Consider the following 21,596-nt stretch of genomic DNA (forward strand, 5'->3'; position numbering starts at 1 on the left):
GATTAAGTTAATTGCAACGTTCTAAGGTGACGGATTGGGATGCTGTGTATGTACCGCTTCAATTGCCTCTAATACGTCTGTTGTCAGATTGACGTGAATACTGTCGATGTTGGACTGAAGCTGCTCGGTAGTGGTTGCGCCAATGATATTACTGGTGACAAACGAACGCGTGTTGACAAAAGCCAGTGCCATCTGTGCCATATCCAACCCCGCATCAGCTGCGATTTTGGCATATTGCGCCGTGGCTGCCTTTGCTTGCTCATTGGTATAACGGGCAAAGCGATCATACATCGTCAGACGCGCACCAGCAGGGCGTTTGCCGTCGAGGTATTTACCAGACAGTACGCCAAAGCCAAGCGGCGAGTAAGCGAGCAGGCCAACGTTTTCACGATGCGCGATTTCGGCCATACCAACTTCATATAAGCGATTGAGTAAACTATAAGGGTTTTGCACGGTGATGGGCGCAATCAGGCCGTTTTTATCCGCCTCCCAAAGGTAACGCATCAGACCCCAAGCGGTGTCATTTGACAGCCCATAAGCGCGAATACGGCCTTTTTTAATCTCATCATTTAACGCTTGGATGGTTTCTAAAAAGGGCGTTAAATCATCTAGCGGCTGCGCTGCCATCTCTTCTGTGTAACCGCGCTGACTAAAAAAATTCGCTTGACGCTCAGGCCAGTGTAGCTGATAAATATCAATATAATCAGTTTGTAAACGCTCTAAATTGTCATCGATAGCACGACTAATGTGTTCGGCCGTATAACGTGTCTGACCATCCCGTAAAAAATCCATCGGAGATATTTTGCTGGCAAGGATCACTTTGTCACGCTGCTTGGTTTTATGAAACCACGTGCCCATGAAGCGCTCAGTATCACCTTGCTTGTCTTTATCTGGTGGTGAAGGATACATCTCAGCCGTGTCCCAAAAGTTCACGCCCTCAGAGAGTGCCAAATCCATCTGTGTATGCGCATCAGATTCGGTGTTTTGCTGTCCCCATGTCATGGTACCTAGGCAAATTTTAGAAACCTTTTCATCCAGCTGTGGCAGCGTTTCATATTGCATGTAAGTGTCCTTTTTAAATTCGTTTTTGTTTTTTGTTTGGTGGTCGTTGATAGGATATTTGAGCGACTATACAATCCGTTATCAGTAAAAACGTACACTATAATGCGCTACTGAAACAATTTTTTTTGCTTGCTGTGCCTACGCAGACAGAGGCTGCATAAAATTTATTTCAGTAGCACTGTGTCTCTTGTATAGCTTATAAACGATAGTTGAAATAACTATATTAAATTATTACATTAACTTGATACCCGTAACGCCAGGCGGGGTGACTTTGAATACTTTTACTTTAAATAGGACGGATTGCCCCGCAAGCGGGTGATTAAAATCCACTTCGATTTCGTCATCATCGATCGCGCTGATGGTACCGGGCAGCGTGTTTTTACCTTTATCCTCAAATTCCACCATCATCCCTATTTCAGGGTTTTCAGCCACGAGCGCAAACTGGGTACGGCTAAAATGTTGGATATTGTCAGGGTTCCAGTCGCCAAACGCTTGCTCTGGCTCAAGATGGGCAGTACGGGTGTCACCTGCGCGTAGATTCATGAGCACTTGCTCAAAGCCTGGTAATAGGCTCTCATCACCAATCGTCAAGGTCACTGGCGCGTCGCGGTTAAAGGTCGAATCAATCACCGTACCGTTTTCTAGGGATACTTCAAAGTGCAGCTTCACAAGGCTGCCATAAGTAATACGTGTGTCTTCATTGGGCTTAACAAATTGTGAGTCGGTCATAGTTGTCATTTCTTTTATAAATTATGATAAATATATCAGTATGAGAGGCTGTCTTTCTAGCAGATAAATAGTCTAGCATAGTCAGTATGTTACATACCGCTATATCCTGAGAAGAGTGTAAAAACATATATAAATATCGCTTAATTACTGACTAAATTTCAATAAATTACTGTTAAAAGTAAATTTAAGTTGACTTAAATTTCTATATTGTATATAAGTGTTATCGATTCGTTAACATAGCGAATCGGGTTCTATAACGTTTAATTTAAACAATTTTGAGACGACTATGAAAAAAGCTATATTAGTAATTGGTGTATTTGCATTATTAGCACAAGGTTGTGCGACCCCTCATGTCGTACAGACTAAAAAAGTAAGTGATGTTAATTTGTCATGCACACAAATTCTTAGTGAAATTGAAGAAGCTGAACAATTTGAAAAAGACGCGCGTGCTGAGCGTAAAGTCACTGGTAAGAATGTAGCTGCCGCAGTACTGTTCTGGCCGGCATTAATTGGTACGTACTCTAATACAGAAGAAGCCATTGACGCTGCAAAAGAACGTCGTGATAATTTGAATAATCTATATGAACAAAAGAAATGTCGTTAATGCCATTGGTTTAATGGTAAGTGTTTAAAATGCTTTTATATCCCATCCAAAGAAGCTGAGAGTCTGCTCTTAGCTTTTTTTATGAGTCAGTTAACAGGATATACTATCTATAGTAATGACTAATGATAAAAAAGTAGGCAGATATGGCAAATAAACAACAAGGCTTCATCAAAAAGTGGCAAGATGACAAGGGCTTTGGCTTTATCGAAACGCAGAATGGTGAGTCCGTTTTTTTTCATATCAATGAATTTAAAGCGCGCCGTCGGCCTGAGGTCGGTGAACAAGTGGTTTTTACCGTTGGACAAGACAATCAAGGACGGATACAAGCAAAAGAAGTACAAGAGCTGAGCTTTGTACAACAAAAAATGGCTCAAAAAAATCAGCAAATCCGTCAGCGTAATACAAAGCGTAGCGCTCAAGCGGACTTTGAAGCAGGGCAAAAGAAACGCTTGTTCTTAGGCATTGGATTTTATGGCGTGTTAATTTTATTGGCGGTCACTCATAAACTGAGTTGGCTGGTCATTGCTTGGTATGCGGCTTTGGGAGTCATAACCTATGCGATGTACGCCAAAGACAAGGCCGCTGCTCAAAGCGGCGATTGGCGAACGCCTGAATCAACGCTGCATTTGCTAAGTGTCCTTGGCGGCTGGGTCGGGGCAATGGTTGCGCAGACTTATTTGCGTCATAAGTCACAAAAGCCTGAGTTTCGACTCACCTATTACTTGACCGTGGTCATCAATATGGCAGGGTTGTTGTTTGTCTTAGCGGGTGACGGCTTGGCGTTTTTAGACGGCATCTTGTAGACATTATCGATGACATAATCAGTTGGATATGAAATCGTTACATTGAAGGCGACGTGCTACTGGTATAAATTTTGCTTGCTTGCTTGCTTGCTTGCTTGCTGTGCCTGCGCAGACAGAGGCTGCGTAAAATTTATCTCAGTAGCACTATATTTATTTGATAGCGGCTCGACTATACAAGTTTACTTATTCTTCCTTCTCTAATAATTGCTTATAAACGGTTGCCGCTTTATCTGAGAAACAGCAAAAAATCACCTCACGAATTGGGAGGTTGGATGCTTGTTTATCGTCTGATTCATAGCCTTTTATATAGGCCTGTACGGCGTCAATTGCTACTTCAGTGGCTTTATCTAGTGGATAACCATAGACGCCTGTACTGATGGAGGGAAAGGCGATACTCGTCAGATTTTGCTCAGTCGCTATTGCGAGAGATTTTTGATAACAACTGGCAAGCAGTGCCTCTTCATCTCGATTGCCACCATGCCAAACAGGGCCGACAGTATGAATGACACACTGAGACGGCAAATTAAACGCTGGGCTTATTTTGGCATCGCCTGTCGGACAGCCATTCAACGTACGGCAGTATTTAAGCAGCTCAGGGCCTGCGGCGCGATGAATCGCACCGTCTACACCGCCACCGCCTAATAAGCTTGAATTGGCAGCATTGACAATGGCATCAACGTTTAGCGTGGTGATGTCTGCTTGTAACACGGATAAAGTGACTGACTTTCTAGTGATTGTGTGCTCGTTATTCGCTGCATCGGAAATGGTTATTCGTTTTTGAAAAACAGGGTTTGGGTGAGCAGGTAACATAGAGAATATCCTTTTACTTATTTTGTTTTCGCCTTTTCTCATATATTCTAAATGATTTTATAGCGTTTGCTTGTATATGGTATGAGTATAATAAGTTGTACTTTTTAAAAACGGTTGCGTTCACAAAAGGCGAACCTCAGTGATTACTTTATACAAATATACCCACCCAATTCGTACAGAGACTGGTGTTTGGGCGTCATAAGATCGTAGCTTAGACTATACAGTTAAAAAGATAGATGGCAAAAAGGCGGGTCACGTACACGTCACCCGCCTTTATTCACAGCATTATCTAGAGTAATAAGCGTTAAATGCTGCGCTTCTTTTCCAAAAACAGCATGTCAATGACAATCAGTGCCACACCGATACTAATACCCATATCAGCAATGTTAAAGATTGGATAATGCCAAACGTCGGCATTGTGTACATGGATAAAGTCAATCACATGACCATGTAGTAAACGATCAATTAAATTACCAACCGCACCGCCAAGCACCAAAGCTAAACCGAACGATAGCAGTGTGGCTTTACGCGGTGCTTTGATTAAATAAATGATCAAAAACAGCGACATGACCAGCGCCAAGCCTGAGAAGAACCACTTTTGCCACCCACCTGCATCTGCCAAAAAGCTAAAGGCCGCACCATAGTTGTAGGCGAGTGTCCAGTTAAGAACAGGTTCAATCACTGGTACGGGCTCATGAAAGGTCAGCTTGGTTTCCGCCAACCACTTCGTCCATTGATCGATGACCACCACCACCAATGCCAACAAATACCACATAAACGCGCGTCGACCATTAGCGATGACCTTTGGCGTCTTAGTTAAGCGACTTCTCGGCGTGGTTGAGCTGCCCGTGGTCGCATGCGCAGGCTTGGGAGAATGATCGACTTCTACATGCGGCTGGTTATTTTCTGACGGACCCGTTGAGTTAGGCATAGTGACGCACCTCGCCATCACCGCTGACATTGGTCACACAGCGAGCGCAGATCTCAGGGTGTGCGCTATCTGTGCCGATATCATCACGGATGTGCCAACAGCGCACGCATTTGGTACCCGTGGCGGCACTAACATCCACCACTAACTCTACAGATGCTTCTGTCTCGCTGTCGGCTTGCCCCTCTAGAGCAACGTTGTCAGCAGGGGCCGCGCTCATGGGCTGTAATGTGGCACTGCTGGTAATCAGGACGAAACGCAGCTCCTCACCCAGCTTGGCTAGGCTTTCAAACATCGAACCCTCAGCATACAGACTGACATCGGCAGATAAGTTAGCATTGATGATCTTCTCGCCACGTGCGGTTTCGATATGTTTATTTACCATGTCTTTGGCCAGCATAATACGTTGCCAGTCATCGTTGCTGATGGCACTGAGCTCAAACTCTGGGAACTCATACCATTCCTGAGTGAAGACGTAGCCACCTTTAGCCGTATCACGTTGATTCAATACTTCCCAAGCCTCTTGCGCCGTGAATGACAAGATCGGTGTGATCCAGCGAATCAAGGCATGAGCGATATGATAAATAGCCGTTTGCGCAGAGCGACGGGGCTGCCCATCAGTCTGGGTGGTGTATTGACGATCTTTGATAATATCTAAATAGAAACTGCCCAAATCTTGCGAACAAAACGCCGTCACATGTTGCGTGACTTGGTGAAAGTCCATCGCATCATACGCACTAATGATTTGCGCTTGTACCGTTTGCGCGCGCTCAAGGATAAATTTATCCAAGCTTACAAGCTCATTGATATCAACGCTGTTGGTCGTTGGATCAAAGTCATCGGTGTTGGCAAGTAAGAAACGGAGCGTATTACGGATGCGGCGATACATATCGATTGCCCCTTTAAACACCGTTTTACCAGCGCTCATCTCATAGCGATAGTCGCTTGAGGCAATCCATAAACGCAGCATATCTGCGCCCGTTTTATTGATCTCTTCTTGCGGGGTGATGATATTGCCCAGTGACTTACTCATCTTACGGCCGTTTTCATCAACGACAAAACCATGCGTCAGTACTTGTTTAAAGGGCGGACGCTCGTACATGGCTTCAGACGTTAGTAGTGACGTTTGGAACCAGCCACGGTGTTGATCAGAGCCTTCTAAGTACATATCGGCAGGATTGGTCAGCTCATCACGCTGTTCAAGTACTGCAAAGTGCGTCGTACCAGAGTCGAACCACACGTCGAGCGTATCTGTGGCTTTGTCATAGTCAGCGGCTTCGCTACCTAAGAAATCTTCACAGCTGGCATCAAACCACGCTTCCACGCCGCCTTCATTGATTTTTTGCGCGGCCGTTTCCATCAGCTCTAGCGTGTTTGGATGTAGCTCACCCGTTTCTTTGTGGGTAAAGAAGGTAATCGGCACGCCCCACGTGCGCTGGCGGGAGATACACCAGTCAGGGCGACCCGTCATCATCGCTTCAATACGGTTTTGGCCCCATGCTGGCGTCCAATTGACGGATGGAATATCAGCAAGTGCTCGCTCGCGTAACCCTTTGGTTTCCATGTTGATAAACCACTGCGGCGTGGCGCGGAAAATAATCGGCGACTTGTGACGCCAGCAATGTGGATAGCTGTGTTCAATCTTGGTGTGGCTGATTAAGTGACCGTTGTCGTGTAAGGCTGCGATGATTTTTGGATTGGCTTTATAAATATGCTCACCCGCAAATACCGCTGCGCTGTCTAAATAAACGCCTGTACCGCTTACTGGGTTTTCAACGGGTAAATTGTACTTAAGACCCACAATATAATCGTCCAAACCATGACCCGGCGCGGTATGCACGAGACCTGTACCACTGTCAGTGGTCACGTGATCGCCTAAGATAAGTGGTACTTGACGCTCTGCAATCAGTGGGTGCTGGGCACGCAGCCCTTCAAGCTCGCGTCCGGCTACAGTCGCAAGGATACCTTTGTTGTCCAACTTAAGCTCAGTCAGTGCGGTTTCAACCAAATCAGCCGCCAACAGCAAATTGCCCCTTGAAGTGGCAACCACGCTATAGTCATGCTCAGGATGTACCGAGATGGCTTGGTTGGCAGGCAATGTCCATGGCGTCGTCGTCCAGATAACAGCGGCAATACGGCTTTCAACATTAGCCAAAGCGCCAACCTTATCAGTGCCAAGCACATCAAAGCTGACATAGATGGCATCTGAGACTTTATCTTGGTATTCGACCTCAGCTTCTGCCAAGGCAGAGCTACAGTCCAAGCACCAGTTGACGGGCTTCATACCGCGGGTCACATGACCGTTTTCATGAATTTTGGCAAGCGCACGTACGATGTTGGCTTCTTGATGAAAGTTCATCGTTAGATAAGGATTGTCCCAATCACCAAACACGCCTAGGCGCTTAAAATCCGCTTTTTGCAATTCAATCTGTGTGCTGGCGTACTCACGGCAAAGACCACGAAACTCAGTGGCCGAGACTTTCTGGCCAACTTTGCCGACCTTGGCTTCGACTTTTTGCTCGATTGGCAGACCATGACAGTCCCAGCCAGGCACGTATGGCGCATCAAAACCTGATAGTGTTTTGGACTTGACGATAATGTCTTTGAGTACTTTATTGACCGCGTGACCTAAGTGAATCTGACCGTTGGCGTATGGAGGGCCATCGTGCAAAATGTACTTGGGCGCACCCGCTCGTGCCTGACGAATTTTGCCATACACGTCATCCGCTTCCCACGCCGCCAGCCAATCAGGCTCGCGCTTAGCAAGATTTGCACGCATCGCAAATGGCGTGTCGGCAAGGTTTAGGGTGTCTTTATAATCGTGGCTTGGTGTATCAGTACTTTTATCAGTCATAAAGGTGTCTTTTTAAAAGGTAGGTTAGGATTGGATTAAAAGGTCAGTGTACAATCGGATATAAAATTTAAGGCAACGCTTAGCTGATCGTTTCAACGTGCCTAGGCGTTTTTTTGTTAATAGGGTTAAAACGCTTTAAAGGTGCTATGGTGTGTATGCGATAAAACGTTTGCCACCTCTGTCATGTTTGCAAACCGCAAGCTAAAAGATTTTACCAGTAGCACAGACCGTTAGCGTCTTTATTTAGTGGTGCTGTGACTGTAAGGTTAGGCCGCGATATGCCATTTATAAGGCCCGTTACGTCAATAATAAATGCTCACGAGACGAATGCAACATAAAATACGTTTATCAGCCACAAAACACCGTGATAAGAATACATTAAATAGGTGCAAGGATAACGGCAGCTATTATATGACAAAAAGGGTAGGGTAAAAAGGGCTGACCAGTGTCGCGCGTATTTTGCCGAAAATCAACTGTTTATCTCAGGGATATGTCACCTATCACGTCATACGTGTGACCTTGTTGAGGGTTTATTTATAACCGACAAAAAATTGGCTAAACGTTAAAAAACGGACGACAACCACAATCGTAACTTCAATGACCATAGGGGCTGAATCCCTGTCAGACCTTGTGCCATCTCACCCTCTTTTAAAATGACGTAGGACGGCGTCACTTGCCCTTGCCAGTCGGCAAAGACACGGCCCTCTTGGTCGTTTACTGTGGTAAAACGATAGTTGTTTTCAGTGAGGTAGCGATGGAGTTCTTGGTCAGAACCTGATTTGATCGCAATAGTGACGATGGGATAATGGTTTTGTGCCGCAAGTTTGTCTACTGCCGGAGAGGTAACACGACAAATGGGGCACCACGTCCCCCAAAAATACACCAGCGTTGGTTGCTCACGACTCAGCGCTGCTAAATCAACCGGTTGTCCTTGATAGTCTGTTAACTGTAGCTGCGGGTTGGCTGGCATGACCGGTTGGCGCCACCAATTAAACGCCGTATAAATCACCGCGAATACCAGACCGTATAATAGTATGGTTCTAAAGACAGACCACGCCTTTTGCGTTGGTGTTTTTTTAGGTTTGTCTTTTTTCTTTTTGATATCAGTCATCATGGCTGCTTTTTTATGTCGAGTTGACTATAGATAAAAATAAACGGCTGAGTGGTCAGCCGTATTATCAAACGATTTATGATAGATGTCTTATCTTAACCGATTAGGGTTTTTTGGCGCGGTTTTGTAACGGATCACCGGTCAGTACGCTGCCTGAGTTTTCACGGCGCTCTTCATCAGTTAATTTGCTCGCTGGAATTTTGGCTTTTCGCTTCCACTTTAAGCTAAACAAATCATCACGGCGATCAAGCAAATTATGTACCGAGCCTTCGTTACGGACGTGGGTGAGCTTATCTAAATTCACGTCTGAGAAGAAGATCATTTCAGTATTGGGGGTCGTTTCTGCCATAATCGCATCATGGGGGAAGGCAAAGTCTGATGGTGAGAAAACAGACGACTGTGCGTACTGAATGTCCAAGCTCTCAACTTGCGGTAAGTTGCCCACTGAGCCGCAAATCATGACATAGCATTCGTTTTCAATCGCCCGTGCTTGTGCACAGTGGCGCACCCGCAGATAACCGTTTTTGGTATCTGTCCAAAAAGGGACGAACAAAATATCCATGTCATCAAGCGCGAGTAGGCGGGCAAGCTCTGGGAATTCAACATCATAGCAGACCAAGATACCAATACGACCAGCATCCGTATCGAATACTTTGACCTCATCACCACCTTCGATGACCCAAGCGCTACGCTCGTGCGGCGTGATATGAATTTTGCGTTGCTCTTCAACCGTACCATCGCGGCGACATAGATAACTCACATTGTACAAAGTATCGTCTTCATCGAGTAATGGCATGGAACCAGTGATCACGTTGACGTTATAGCTGACTGCTAAATGCGAAATCTCATTTTTGAACCATTCGGTATAACCGGCCAAAAATCGAATAGCGATGTTTTGATCCGTCGATTCACACAAACCCATTAATGGCGCGTTAAAGAATTCTGGTAAGCAAGCAAAATCTGAGTTGTAGTCTGCCATCACATCGACAAAAAACTCGACTTGTTGTAACAACTCTTCAGGGGATTCGACCTCACGCATTTGCCATTGAATACCACCAATACGTACTTCAGACTTACGCGTACTAGGCTTGTAATCTTGTGGCTCATAATAAATATTTGCCCACTCAAGCAAAGTTGCAAACCCTTTGGATTGTTTGTCATCGGGCAAATAAGCGGTCAAGATACGCTTGACGATAAAGCCGTTCGATAATTGAAACGACAGCGCAGGATCATGTATTTCCCGAGCTGCCACAGCGTCAATATATTCGCCAGGGGTGAGGTCTTGGTGGTTATGGTAATTAGGAATGCGGCCACCTGCCAAAATAGCGCGGAAGTTAAGCTGGCGACAAAGCTCTTTACGGGCATCATAAAGCCTACGACCTAGGCGATAACCGCGATATTCAGGATCAATCAAGGCATCCAACCCATAGATAGCATCACCCTCTGGATTGTCTCTGATAATTTCTTTTTGTCCAATCAGATCATCGTAGGTATGCGGGTTTGAAAACTTGGCATAATCCACACGCATGGATAGGACGATACCAATCAGTTGATCGTGGTCAAATAATGCAATCTGGCCTTCAGGGAAGGCATCAATTAAGGCATGAATGGTGTTCTTTGACCACGCACCGCCTAAGTTTACATAGACACGGTCCATCAGTGCTTTTAATTGCGGATAGTCTTTTTTCTTGATTTCAGCGATCGTAAGATGAAAATCATCTAATTTTTCTATTTTACTCATAATTTTCCTGTTGTGGGACTCTACGGGTTTTGGTGGTATCAAGTATATGTGTGGGGCGGTACTCAAGTTGACAAGGCTTTGCCTTTAGCGCCCTTTGTTTTGTTCGATATCATAACAAGCTGCCTGATCAGTGACAGTCTAACGTGGTAACTATTTGCTACGTTTTTGTGAGTTAACACTTTTTGTTTATTCGGGTATCACAGGTGTCTTATGTTATGGCAGTGGTCACTTTTTGCAATGTATCGAAGGTGAGAAAGCGCACGTATTGGCATTACTTAAAGTACACTGGGGAACCTATGTGGTCATATTGCTGCACCGCATCAAGCCTTTTTAATCGTTCAAGGCTTTTTAAGTGCGCTACTTATTGCAGCTTTAGTACTGCTGTATTTATAAGCTCAAACGTGTAAAAAAAGACGCTAACTTTTGCAGTTTAGCGTCTTTTTTATGTCAGGCTGATGATAAGACGGTCAGTTAAATATCAAAAATCTTACCCCGATTCATAATGTTATTTGGGTCAAAGACTTTTTTAATGTCACGTAAGTAGTCTATTTCAGTCTCGCTGCGGCTATAGTGTAGATACGGCTTTTTAGTCATACCCACCCCGTGCTCAGCAGACACAGAACCGCCATATTTTTGTACCGTCTCAAACACATACTTATTGACGATCTGACATTCGCTAAAGAAGTCGTCTTTACTCATGTTTTCAGGCTTTAAGATGTTTAGGTGCAAGTTACCATCACCGATATGGCCAAACCAGCAGACTTCAAAGTCAGGATAGTTACTGCTGACGATGTGATCAATCTCAGTGATAAATTCAGGCACATAGCTGATGAGTACAGACACATCGTTTTTGTAAGGGGTGAATACTGAGATGGTCTCAGAGATGTATTCGCGCAGTTTCCAGAGCTCCTCAGCTTGTGCGAGGCTTTGGCTCATCACCCCATCGACGACCCAGCCTTGCTCCATGCAGTGCTCAAATATGGCCATGGCTTTATCCATGATCGGCTCGTATGGCGCTTCAAACTCTAGCAGCGTATAAAACTTGGTACGTGATTCAAATGGCTCTTGGACTTGACCGTGGGCCATGAGTTTATCAATCGCGACATCATCAAAGAATTCAAACGCGGTCAAATCAATCTGCGCTTGAAACGCCGATAGGACATTCATCACATCGTTAAAGCTGTCCATGCCAAGTACCATGACGTTTAAGTCTTGCGGCTGACGTTCCAGCTTGATTTGGGCATGGGTGACTAGCCCTAGCGTGCCTTCGCTACCGATAAACAATTGGCGCAAGTCATAACCGGTGGCATTTTTGACCATACCGCGATTAAGCTGCAAGATATCGCCACGACCGGTGACGACGGTGAGTCCCATGATCCATTGACGGGTCATACCGTAGCGAATAACTTTGATACCGCCTGCATTGGTGCCGATATTGCCACCCATTTGACTGGAGCCGGCTGAGGCAAAGTCAACGGGGTAGTACAGATCTTTTGATTCGGCGAATTGTTGTAATTGCTCAGTGACCACGCCTGCTTCAATCTCAACCATGCGATCGGCAGGATAAAACTGGCCGATCCGGTTCATTTTATCCATGCTGACGACTATCTCGCCATTGGCCGCGACGGCGCCTGCAGACAGACCAGTACGACCGCCACTTGGGGTTAGAACGACATTGTGCTCATTGGCAAGGAGGACGATGGCTTGTACTTGCTCGGTGGTCTTTGGAAAGACGATGGCAGCAGCGGCTGGCGCAAAGTGTTTGGTCCAGTCTTTGCCCCAATGTTCTAAGCTCTCAAGGTCAGTTTTGATTTGGGCGGGGTCAAACTGATGGGTGTCGAGTAGAGTGTTTAAAACAATTTGGACAGCAGCGGTATTGGTTTCAGAAGGGCTTTGGCTAGATAAAGAAGTCATGGTCAAATCTCAGTAATAACGGAAGCGCGATGCATGAAAGGGAATATTATATCGCTAAATGTCTCTAACGAAACACATATAACGATGTTTACATAATTGTGTGGGTATAACTGCACGTTCGTTCGCGAGCAACTATAGAATGACACGATTGAGTGTCCATAGTTGAGCGTCAGTAGGAAAAAGCAATGCAATCAATGTTGAACAAAATAATTCACTATAGCATAAAAAGTTTTCAGGCTTGATAATCAATAATTCATCTAATCTGCTAACATCAGCGCCCGATTTTGTGTAAGATATCTAGACTGTTTTCGTTTCATTCATCATAGATTATCCCTTAGATAATTTTATAAGCAATTATAGGACAGTTCTCATATGGCGTTATCACTACAAAAAGACAAAATCCGGTTTTTATTGCTCGAAGGCCTGCATGACAATGCGTTAAAAGTACTAGAAGGAGCTGGTTATCATAATATTGAGAATATCAGTCACGCCTTAGATAAAGATGAGCTGATCGAAAAAATTAAAGATGCGCATTTTATCGGCATTCGCTCGCGTACGCAGCTGACACGTGACGTCCTTGAGCACGCACACAAGCTGATCGGTATTGGCTGCTTTTGTATCGGTACCAACCAAGTAGACTTAGACGCGGCTCGTGATCTAGGTATCCCAGTCTTTAACGCGCCATTCTCTAACACCCGTTCAGTGGCTGAGCTGGTATTGGCTGAAGCCATCATGCTATACCGCGGTATCCCTGAAAAAAATGCAACCGTCCATCGCGGCGGCTGGGGCAAGTCTGCGACCAACTCACATGAAGTGCGTGGTAAAACCATCGGTATCGTCGGTTATGGCTCTATTGGCTCGCAGTTGTCTGTGTTGGCAGAAAGTTTTGGTATGAAAGTCATCTATCATGACGCCGTGACCAAACTGCCACTGGGCAATGCCGTACAAGTAGGCAGCTTAGAGGAGCTGCTATCAACGGCTGATATCGTGACGTTGCACGTCCCTGATGTGCCAAGCACGCGTTACATGATGAAAGCGGAGCAGTTCGCGCAAATGAAAGAGGGCAGCTACTTTATCAATGCCGCTCGCGGTACTTGTGTCGAGATCGACGATCTGGCGGCGGCACTTGAGTCTGGAAAGATATTGGGCGCGGCAATTGACGTGTTCCCAAAAGAGCCAAAATCAGCTGATGAAGAGTTTGAATCACCACTGCGTAAGTTTGATAATGTCATCTTGACGCCGCATATCGGTGGCTCAACGCAAGAAGCGCAGGCCAATATTGGTCTAGAAGTAGCTGATAAGTTTGTCAGATATTCTGATCAAGGCGATACCGCGACTGCTGTCAACTTCCCAGAGGTTTCTGTTCCGTTTAAAGAAAACTCGCATCGTCTGCTCCATATTCATAAAAACGTACCGGGCGTATTGTCACAGATCAACCGCCTGTTTGCTGAAGCAGGGATTAACATCCTCGCACAGAGCCTAATGACAGAAGGCGATGTCGGTTATTTGGTCATGGATGTCGACTACAATGACTCAACAGCCGCGCTAGATCAGTTAAAAGACGTAGAAGAAACGATCCGCGTGCGTATTTTATTCTAATAACAGCGCTGATTGCCTGAATATACAACTTCTCATGAAAAACTGGTATTAAAAAAGAGATGCTCTATTCACTAGGGCATCTCTTTTTTTATGGCGTCAGGCGACAGCCTAGTCAGCTTTGATATGATTAGCTGCTTCTGCTTGCAGGCGGGCTTCAATTTTAGCTGCTTTGCGCTTTTCTATCACATCGATAACGTCGCTACCAATGTGGGCTTCGCCACGTTTTTTGGCTAACTGCATTTGATGCTCACGCTCACGGAACCGGGCTTTTTGCTCGTCTGTGGCTTTATCGATACAGTGCGGGCATGACTCGCCTTTAACATAGGCAAGGCTTTGCATGTCATCGGCAGTGATGGGCATACGGCAGGCAAAACATTGCTCATAGCTGCCTTTTTCTAAGTTATGATTGACCGAAACGCGATTGTCAAAGACAAAGCAGTCGCCTTGCCACATAGAGTCACTGGTCGGGACTTCTTCTAGATATTTTAAGATACCACCTTCTAAATGATAGACCTCTTCAAACCCTTGCTCACGCATATAAGCGGTGGACTTTTCACAGCGAATACCGCCGGTACAGAACATCGCAACTTTTTTATGTTTCGCGGGATCTAGCTCTTTTGCCACATATTCAGGAAACTCGCGGAAAGTTTCCGTATTGGGGTTGACGGCATTTTGGAACGTACCGATTTTTACCTCATAGTCGTTTCGCGTATCAATGAGAATAACGTCTGGATCTGAGATTAGCGCATTCCACTCACTAGGTTTCACATAACGACCGACTGACTGTAATGGGTCGATGTTTTCTACGCCCATGGTCACGATTTCTTTTTTGAGCTTTACTTTGGTGCGATAAAAAGGTTGGGCATCAGTATAAGACTCTTTAAAGGTAAAGCTGCCAATCGCTTCGATGCTACGTAGATACTCAAGGACATTATCAATACCTTGGCGCGTGCCAGAAATCGTACCGTTAATGCCCTCGCTTGCGATTAACAAGGTGCCTTTGACCTCATTATCGAGCATAGTGTTTAAAATTGGCTCGCGGTATTGCTCAAAATCAGCAAAGCGCGTGAACTTATAAAGGGCAGCCACAACGATATTATTAGTGACGCTATCGTAGGCGGGGGCTGACTTATCATCAGTTACAGTGGTATCTTGGATATTGCTATTTTGGGTCGTGCTCATGTCTTTCTCCTGCTGGCTAGGTCGCAAACCTAGTGCAATACGTTAAGTTTTTTGAAGTGATAAAACATTGGTGCAATTGTGGAATTGGCCAATGCGCGCGTAGTGTAGCAAATTTTTAGAATATGTTGGCGATTTTATTAAAATATTCTATAGGCACCAAAGCACTTGAAGGAATGCTAAAAAACAAAAAAGCCCAGTAAAATACTGAGCTTTTTTATATTCGCGGCGTAAGTTCAAAAGTAGAGTTTACTTACTCTGGAACCAAGTATCTGCTTTGGTGCGGGCGCTCGCGATGTCTGCACTTGATAAGTTCAATGCCAACTGGCCGATTTTGCCGCGTGCTTTGTTACGCACTTTTTCATCGAGCATACCATCACGGGCAGCCAAGTCGTACCATTTATACGCATCGACAAGATTTTTTTGCTTTTCGTCTAACAACGCAAGCGTATAGCTAGCACGGTTATCGCCACGCATGGCGGCTTTCTCTAACCAAACACGGGCTTGTTGCAAGTTTGGCTGGACACCTTCACCGCGCAAGTACATGATGGCAAGGTTCAATTGAGCAGGAGCGACGCCTTGGTTTGCTGCTTTGGTGTACCACTGAATCGCTTGTTGCGTGTTTTGGGCAACCCCTTCACCTTTTTGCAAACGCTTGGCTAGGTAAAACTGAGCATGGTCATTACCTTGAGCCGCACGATTAGATAGCTCGCTAATAGGCATCAGCTCAAAGCGTGACGTGTCCAGTGGTACGTTTGATATTAACTCAGCGTTGGCAATACCGGCACAAGAAAATAAGGCAGTAAACAACGCAGCTTTTAATAATTTCATAGCAGCTCCAAAATTAGGCAGTTAATAAGCAAAAGAAAAAGTTGTACCGTCAAATCCGTTTAGACGGTGATAACAATTAGGTGAAATCTTGCTTTAGCAGCTTACCTAATTATTAGCAATATCATTCATCATTGTAGTGTGACAACGCATAAAGTCATGGCAGATGGTCTTCATTCAACCGATAAACGGTGAAAAACATGGTGCGATTGACACTATTTTGCTAGCTTAACACCCAAACTTACGAAACTCAAATACTAATTACACGATTTAATTCCTATTTGTACTTCATTGTCCTCAATAAAATCATAGAGTTACTTAAGCGCAATAAAGGATTAATACCGTGTTAAGGTTAAAAACTGACCTTATGGATCCGCTGCATGTCCATTAATAAACCCTTGGATTATTTTGGCTGTTGTTTGGTGACACGGTAAATAGCCACATCGGCCAACAGATTGGGGGCTTGTCGTATCAATGACTTCATCAGAGTCGTGTGACCTTTCTCAGAGTCACTGACCGCAAAGCGGTTGATGATATGAATATCATGCTTGGCGCACAGCTGCTCAAAGTCTTTAAAGGTACACAGATGAATGTTTGGGGTGTTATACCATTCATAAGGCAGAGCTTCTGAGACGGGCATGAGGCCTTTTAGTCCCAAGTGTAGGCGGTTTTGCCAGTGAGCAAAGTTAGGAAAGGTAATGACGGCTTCGCGAGCCACCCGCAGCATATCAAGCAATAATACATCTGGTGATTTTACCGCTTGTAGGGCCCGCGCCATAACGACAGTGTCGAAGCTGTTATCAGCGAAACGTGCTAAACCATCATTGAGATCTTGCTCAATAATAGATAAACCTTTGGCAATGCCGTCATTGATTTTTTCTTCATCAATCTCCAGCCCATACCCCGTCACACCGCGGTTTTGTTGCAAGTGCGCGAGCAGCTCACCATTACCGCAGCCCAAGTCAAGCACGTGTGAGTGCGGGGCAATCCAACGCTCAGCCAACTGATGGTCCATTCTCATGAGCGCGCTCCTGTTTTCTGATGATTGTTGCCGCGGCTGTTTTTCGGTAGGCTACCTGTTATAAATGGCGCGGTTAAAAAGCCTTTGACGGCGCCCATATAACGCGGAATATCAAATAAGAATGAGTCATGACCGTGCGGTGCATCGACATTAATGTAGTTGACCGGCTTACCAGTGGCCATCAGCGCATCGACAATCTCTTGTGAGCGCTCTGGGGCAAAGCGCCAGTCAGTGGTGAATGACACAACCAAATATTGGCACTGGGTGTGGGCAAAGGCGGCTTTAAGTGCGTTAAGCTCTTGCTGACGGTTATTCTCGCCCTCATCTATCGCGGTTACCGTCTCTTCTAGCGCATTTTGAGTGGCTTTTTTGGTGGCCTCGACTGATGCGCCAATTGAGTCCTCAAGTGGGACTAATGGTTCTGTCGATTCTGTTGCCACTGCTGCTGGATAATCACGCGTCGGATCAAAGTAATCTAGTGCCTTGGTCATTAGCAAATACGTATTGGCATCGAAGTTTTCGCTAAAGCGTTCGCCCTGATAGCGTAGATAGCTTTCGACTTGGAACTCGACATCGTAGCCATACATAAACTTGCCGGATTTTAAATCACGGCCGAATTTGGCTTTCATGGCGTCATCGGTCAAATAGGTGATATGTCCGACCATGCGCGCTAGGATCAGGCCACGACGAGGATAAGTGCCTGCTTGTAAGTAGCGTCCGTCTTTGAAGTCAGGATCAGAGAGAATGGACTGACGCGCGACTTCATTGAAGGCGATATTTTGTGCGGACAGCTTGGGGGTACTGGCAATCACCACACAGCGCTTGAGCCTATCTGGGTAATCAACCGACCATTGTAGCGCTTGCATCCCGCCCATTGAGCCACCAACGATGGCGTGCCAAATATCAATGCCTAGGCGGTCTGACAGCATGGCTTGGGTTTTTACCCAGTCTTTAATGGTAACCAAAGGGAAATCAGGCCCATAAACTTGAGCTTCGTTATGATCACTTGTATGTGGTTTGTCTAAATGATGCTCGTCTGAGCTGACGCGGTCTGGATTGATCGTTGTGGGGCCTGTGGAGCCAAAACAGCTACCGATATTGTTGACACACACCACATAGAATTGATTGGTGTCGATGGCTTTATTCGGGCCAATCATGTTGTCCCACCAGCCAGCCTTTTTGTCATCGGCACTATGAAAACCTGCCGCATGATGGCTGCCTGACAGCGCATGACAAATAAGTATGGCATTCGACTTATCGTGGTTTAGCGTGCCATAAGTTTCGACGATCAAGTCAAACGAGGGCAGGGTACGATTGCACTCTAAGGTTAATGGCTCAGGGAAGTGAAAAATTTCGGGCGTGACGACTCCAACTGAGCCAACAGTGTTCACTTGGCTAGTCAAATCAGCTTCATCTTTTGGGAGCTGGTCACTGGTATTATCAGGGCGTGCGTTCAAAGCTACCTCGCAAGACAACAATCATCAATAAAATAAAATGGCAATATGTCGATAGGCTGTGTTGCCGACATTGTTTTTACCTACGTTTTTTACCTACACTTTGTTTACTACAACGCGCTTGCCTATTGTATGGTGATGCGCATATGAGTACAACCTTCGAGGGACATCTTTTGAGCCGAGTTTTTATCGTGACTGTATAATAGATAGATAATGGTGGGTGATAAAGAATAGTGATCGAGTATCATACGATATAAGTGAACTTTTCTCATGCGTTGTTAAGGGATAAAATGCTACACTAATCGGGCGTTCATTCAATAATGACTTAACAATCTTTTATCTGCTAATCTTTGACATGATCCCATGTTTTTCTCTAATTAACCTACTCCTAAAACAGTGCTGCTATGAAACCTGAACTGCCACCCCGTATCGCCGTCCTATTAGTTAACCTTGGTACACCTGATGAGCCGACCGCGCCTGCGGTGCGTCGTTACCTAAAACAGTTTTTGTCAGACCCACGGGTGATTGAAATCCCAAAATTCTTGTGGGCGATTATTCTAAACCTGTTTGTCTTGCCCAGTCGCCCTAAACGCGTGGCAAAGGCTTATGCCAGTATCTGGGAGGGGGACTCGCCGATTCGTAAGATACTAAAGCGCCAAGTTGAGTTGTTAGCGCCGCGTTTGGCGGATAGTGCGGGCCCCTTTCGTGTCTCTGTACATCCAGCGATGAGCTATGGTAATCCTGGACTGCCTGAGGTGATGGATACGTTGCGCGGTGAAGGGGTTGACCATTTCGTCATCTTGCCTTTGTTCCCGCAGTATTCGGCTTCTTCAGGTGGGGCGGTATATGATGCGCTTACTAAGTGGACGCTAAAACAACGCAACTTGCCAAACTATACGATTGTTAAAGATTACTTTGCCCACCCGCTGTACATTCAAGCACTGGCCGATTCGGTACGTCGTTTTCAAGCAGAGCATGGCAAGCCTGATAAGCTCATGTTTAGCTTTCATGGTATCCCGCAACCTTATGCGGATAAAGGGGATCCATACCCTAGTCGTTGCAAATGTACGGCCGCACAAGTGGCGCACGCGCTTGGTTTGCAAGAAGATGAGTGGATTATTAGCTTTCAATCACGCTTTGGCAAACAAGAGTGGGTCAAGCCCTATACCGATGTGGTGCTAGAGGATTGGGGTAAATCAGGGGTACGTTCAGTACAAGTCATCAGCCCTGCATTTTCAGCGGATTGCCTCGAGACGTTAGAGGAGCTGGCGATTGAAAACCGTGATAACTTTTTAAATGCGGGCGGGCAAGAGTATCATTATATTCCAGCACTAAACCTTGATGAGGCTCACATTGATTTGCTCGAAGCCCTAAGTGTGCCTTTGGTCAAAGGCTGGGCGGGAACGTTAGAAGGCTGGGCGTAAATAGTTACGTTTTTTATCGTATCAAAAGCCCCTTTAATAACAGTAAAATAATAGCAATAAAGGGGCTTTTATTTTGCAAATAAGGCACACACGCCTAAAGCCAAAAAATGGCTTAATTGGCTTTGTTAAAAGTCATCATCATTACTACGTTCTGCCGCTTCTTTATCCGCGATGTCTACCACATCTGGATAGTCACTGTCATCAAGGTTGTCTTGAACCAACACCTCATCAACACGTGCTTCATCGATATTCTGACGATGTATGGGCGTCAAACCTTGAGTTGCATCCGTGCCGACTTCTGAATTATCAAAACCTGCCCTGTTATCAATCACGTCGTCATCATCAGTCGTGTGCAGCATAGGGTTGTCTAAGTCGACTAACTGGTTGTCTTGGTTATCTAGAGTGACATCGTTATTGTCATTGTTGCGACGGGCATTGCCATCAATTTGATCCATCTCTTTTGGTAGTGGGGTTTTTGAGTTGTCCATAATGGGTTCCTTACTATCGATGGTTATTATTGGTTTTGTTTATCAAGATTTGTTTATCAAGATTTGTTTATCAAGAGTAGTGTGACGCGTTATGCTAGCCGCTCATAGTAGTAAGCTGTCACAGCATGTTCAAAAAATGTAAGATAGCCCGAAAAATAACTCAAGAAGATCTGATAGAGTATAGAGACGAAAGACAGTAATTTTGTCAATAGAGCGTCGGCGCAAGCGATGAGTGTGTGGGGACAAGTAACAACGGCCACTCATGTTGAGTAGCTGTCATGGAAATTTATAAGATGATAATGAGTTTTTGATGGGTGTAATGACGTCATGTTAAAGACTTAGTTGGCACCGATCTGGTATTGACCAAATGCATTGAGGAGTTGGGCACAATTTTTGCCAGTGTCTGTAAGAGGGTCGCAAAAGTATTACTGTGACGGAGGACGATATGGCTTGCTTACGCTCTATGGTTGACCACTATATGATTGGCCGCTATAAGCGCTTAAGTGTAATCGCCATAAATAAACCAAAGCGATAGTATAGATCACCGTTTCAGCCAGCTCTTCGACGATACCGCCAATAGTATGAGGGAACACAATCGCATTTTCTCCCATATATTGTATTACCGCCAATGCCGTGACACTGAGATAGAGAGAAACAGGAACACGCTTCAATACCGCATAAAGATAATGCCTTGAGTAAGCCAGCAAGCCAAGCGCAACGAGGTAAATAACGGTCAAAATGCTATCTTCCCACCAGTCATAAGATTGGCTGAGAAGTGAGAAGTCACTGGGAACAAATAAATCTGGTAGGTAGTTCAATTCGCGGCGTATCACAGTAAAAAATATCAGTGCCGCAGCCAACCAAAAAGCCCGTGCGTGTTTGAGATGGCTCTGCCAAAGATATTGCGCGCAACGTAGCAAACAGGCGAACAAGAGCAAGTTGCCAGGGATTTCAATGATGCCATCTGAAGCCAAAGTAGGAAACTCCTAGTTTTTGAAAAATAAAAAAGTGAGCGCAAAGGCTCACCGTAGATCGAAAATTATCCAA

19 protein-coding genes are annotated in these 21,596 nt (G+C 45.3%); 5 read left to right on the forward strand and 14 right to left on the reverse strand.

Translation table 11 applies throughout. The features are described from left to right. Positions 1–21 precede the first annotated feature (21 nt). Both B2P60_RS02430 and fkpB read right to left on the reverse strand, forming a co-directional pair. Entirely contained in the window at positions 22–1,062 is a 1,041-nt protein-coding gene (locus tag B2P60_RS02430) for an aldo/keto reductase (protein ID WP_198334177.1), read from the reverse strand. 231 nt (positions 1,063–1,293) lie between these two features. Further along, positions 1,294–1,791 (reverse strand): FKBP-type peptidyl-prolyl cis-trans isomerase, encoded by a 498-nt coding sequence (fkpB, locus tag B2P60_RS02435; protein WP_286739256.1) that lies wholly within the window; start codon positions 1,789–1,791, stop codon positions 1,294–1,296. Between the two features lie 286 nt (positions 1,792–2,077). Here fkpB and B2P60_RS02440 point away from each other — a divergent pair, with 286 nt between their 5' ends. Both B2P60_RS02440 and B2P60_RS02445 read left to right on the forward strand, forming a co-directional pair. Beyond that, positions 2,078–2,395 (forward strand): hypothetical protein, encoded by a 318-nt coding sequence (locus tag B2P60_RS02440; RefSeq protein ID WP_286739257.1) that lies wholly within the window; start codon positions 2,078–2,080, stop codon positions 2,393–2,395. A gap of 143 nt (positions 2,396–2,538) precedes the next feature. Beyond that, complete coding sequence (locus B2P60_RS02445) at positions 2,539–3,198, forward strand: DUF1294 domain-containing protein (protein ID WP_286739258.1); 660 nt, start codon at positions 2,539–2,541, stop codon at positions 3,196–3,198. A gap of 183 nt (positions 3,199–3,381) precedes the next feature. Here the strand turns inward: B2P60_RS02445 and B2P60_RS02450 are convergent, their stop codons facing one another. The 5 genes from B2P60_RS02450 to B2P60_RS02470 all read right to left on the reverse strand — a co-directional run bounded on the left by B2P60_RS02450 (position 3,382) and on the right by B2P60_RS02470 (position 10,642). Continuing rightward, positions 3,382–4,008 (reverse strand): O-acetyl-ADP-ribose deacetylase, encoded by a 627-nt coding sequence (locus tag B2P60_RS02450; RefSeq protein WP_286739260.1) that lies wholly within the window; start codon positions 4,006–4,008, stop codon positions 3,382–3,384. A gap of 304 nt (positions 4,009–4,312) precedes the next feature. Further along, positions 4,313–4,939: a signal peptidase II gene (lspA, locus tag B2P60_RS02455; protein WP_286739262.1), complete on the reverse strand. Its 627-nt coding sequence runs from the start codon at positions 4,937–4,939 to the stop codon at positions 4,313–4,315. Beyond that, positions 4,932–7,790 (reverse strand): isoleucine--tRNA ligase, encoded by a 2,859-nt coding sequence (gene ileS, locus B2P60_RS02460; RefSeq protein WP_286739264.1) that lies wholly within the window; start codon positions 7,788–7,790, stop codon positions 4,932–4,934. The genes lspA and ileS overlap by 8 nt, the downstream gene beginning before the upstream one ends. Positions 7,791–8,352: 562 nt before the next feature. Next, positions 8,353–8,904, reverse strand: coding sequence for a protein disulfide oxidoreductase (locus B2P60_RS02465; RefSeq protein WP_286739266.1), 552 nt, complete (start codon positions 8,902–8,904; stop codon positions 8,353–8,355). 100 nt (positions 8,905–9,004) lie between these two features. After that, positions 9,005–10,642, reverse strand: a complete 1,638-nt coding sequence (locus B2P60_RS02470) for a carbon-nitrogen hydrolase family protein (protein ID WP_193004643.1) — start codon at positions 10,640–10,642, stop codon at positions 9,005–9,007. A gap of 154 nt (positions 10,643–10,796) precedes the next feature. On the opposite strand from B2P60_RS02470, the gene B2P60_RS02475 reads away from it, so the two are divergent. After that, a complete protein-coding gene (locus B2P60_RS02475) occupies positions 10,797–10,976 on the forward strand; it encodes a BLUF domain-containing protein (protein WP_286739269.1) in 180 nt (59 codons plus the stop codon). Positions 10,977–11,113: 137 nt separating this feature from the next. Here the strand turns inward: B2P60_RS02475 and B2P60_RS02480 are convergent, their stop codons facing one another. After that, a complete protein-coding gene (locus B2P60_RS02480; protein WP_230709093.1) occupies positions 11,114–12,556 on the reverse strand; it encodes an FAD-binding oxidoreductase in 1,443 nt (480 codons plus the stop codon). Positions 12,557–12,928: 372 nt separating this feature from the next. Here B2P60_RS02480 and serA point away from each other — a divergent pair, with 372 nt between their 5' ends. Further along, positions 12,929–14,155 (forward strand): phosphoglycerate dehydrogenase, encoded by a 1,227-nt coding sequence (gene serA, locus B2P60_RS02485; RefSeq protein ID WP_193004641.1) that lies wholly within the window; start codon positions 12,929–12,931, stop codon positions 14,153–14,155. 108 nt (positions 14,156–14,263) lie between these two features. On the opposite strand, the gene B2P60_RS02490 is transcribed toward serA, so the two are convergent. The 4 genes from B2P60_RS02490 to metX all read right to left on the reverse strand — a co-directional run bounded on the left by B2P60_RS02490 (position 14,264) and on the right by metX (position 18,574). Beyond that, positions 14,264–15,337 carry a rhodanese-related sulfurtransferase gene (locus B2P60_RS02490; RefSeq protein WP_286739273.1) on the reverse strand — a complete coding sequence of 358 codons (1,074 nt, stop codon included), beginning with the start codon at positions 15,335–15,337 and terminating at the stop codon, positions 14,264–14,266. A 246-nt stretch (positions 15,338–15,583) separates the two neighbouring features. Further along, positions 15,584–16,165, reverse strand: a complete 582-nt coding sequence (locus B2P60_RS02495) for a tetratricopeptide repeat protein (RefSeq protein ID WP_193004639.1) — start codon at positions 16,163–16,165, stop codon at positions 15,584–15,586. Between the two features lie 400 nt (positions 16,166–16,565). After that, positions 16,566–17,183, reverse strand: a complete 618-nt coding sequence (metW, locus tag B2P60_RS02500) for a methionine biosynthesis protein MetW (RefSeq protein ID WP_193004638.1) — start codon at positions 17,181–17,183, stop codon at positions 16,566–16,568. Then, entirely contained in the window at positions 17,180–18,574 is a 1,395-nt protein-coding gene (gene metX / locus B2P60_RS02505) for a homoserine O-acetyltransferase MetX (RefSeq protein WP_286739291.1), read from the reverse strand. Before metX ends, metW begins: the two co-directional genes overlap by 4 nt. A 467-nt stretch (positions 18,575–19,041) precedes the next feature. Here metX and hemH point away from each other — a divergent pair, with 467 nt between their 5' ends. After that, positions 19,042–20,061 (forward strand): ferrochelatase, encoded by a 1,020-nt coding sequence (gene hemH / locus B2P60_RS02510; protein ID WP_286739275.1) that lies wholly within the window; start codon positions 19,042–19,044, stop codon positions 20,059–20,061. Between the two features lie 125 nt (positions 20,062–20,186). Here hemH and B2P60_RS02515 read toward each other — a convergent pair whose 3' ends face one another. Beyond that, positions 20,187–20,549: a hypothetical protein gene (locus tag B2P60_RS02515; protein ID WP_198334160.1), complete on the reverse strand. Its 363-nt coding sequence runs from the start codon at positions 20,547–20,549 to the stop codon at positions 20,187–20,189. A gap of 461 nt (positions 20,550–21,010) precedes the next feature. Then, positions 21,011–21,523, reverse strand: coding sequence for a hypothetical protein (locus B2P60_RS02520; RefSeq protein WP_286739277.1), 513 nt, complete (start codon positions 21,521–21,523; stop codon positions 21,011–21,013). Positions 21,524–21,596 lie beyond the last annotated feature (73 nt).

This window comes from Psychrobacter sp. UBA3068 (assembly GCF_002366815.1).
In the GTDB taxonomy this organism is placed as follows: Bacteria; Pseudomonadota; Gammaproteobacteria; order Pseudomonadales; family Moraxellaceae; genus Psychrobacter; species Psychrobacter namhaensis.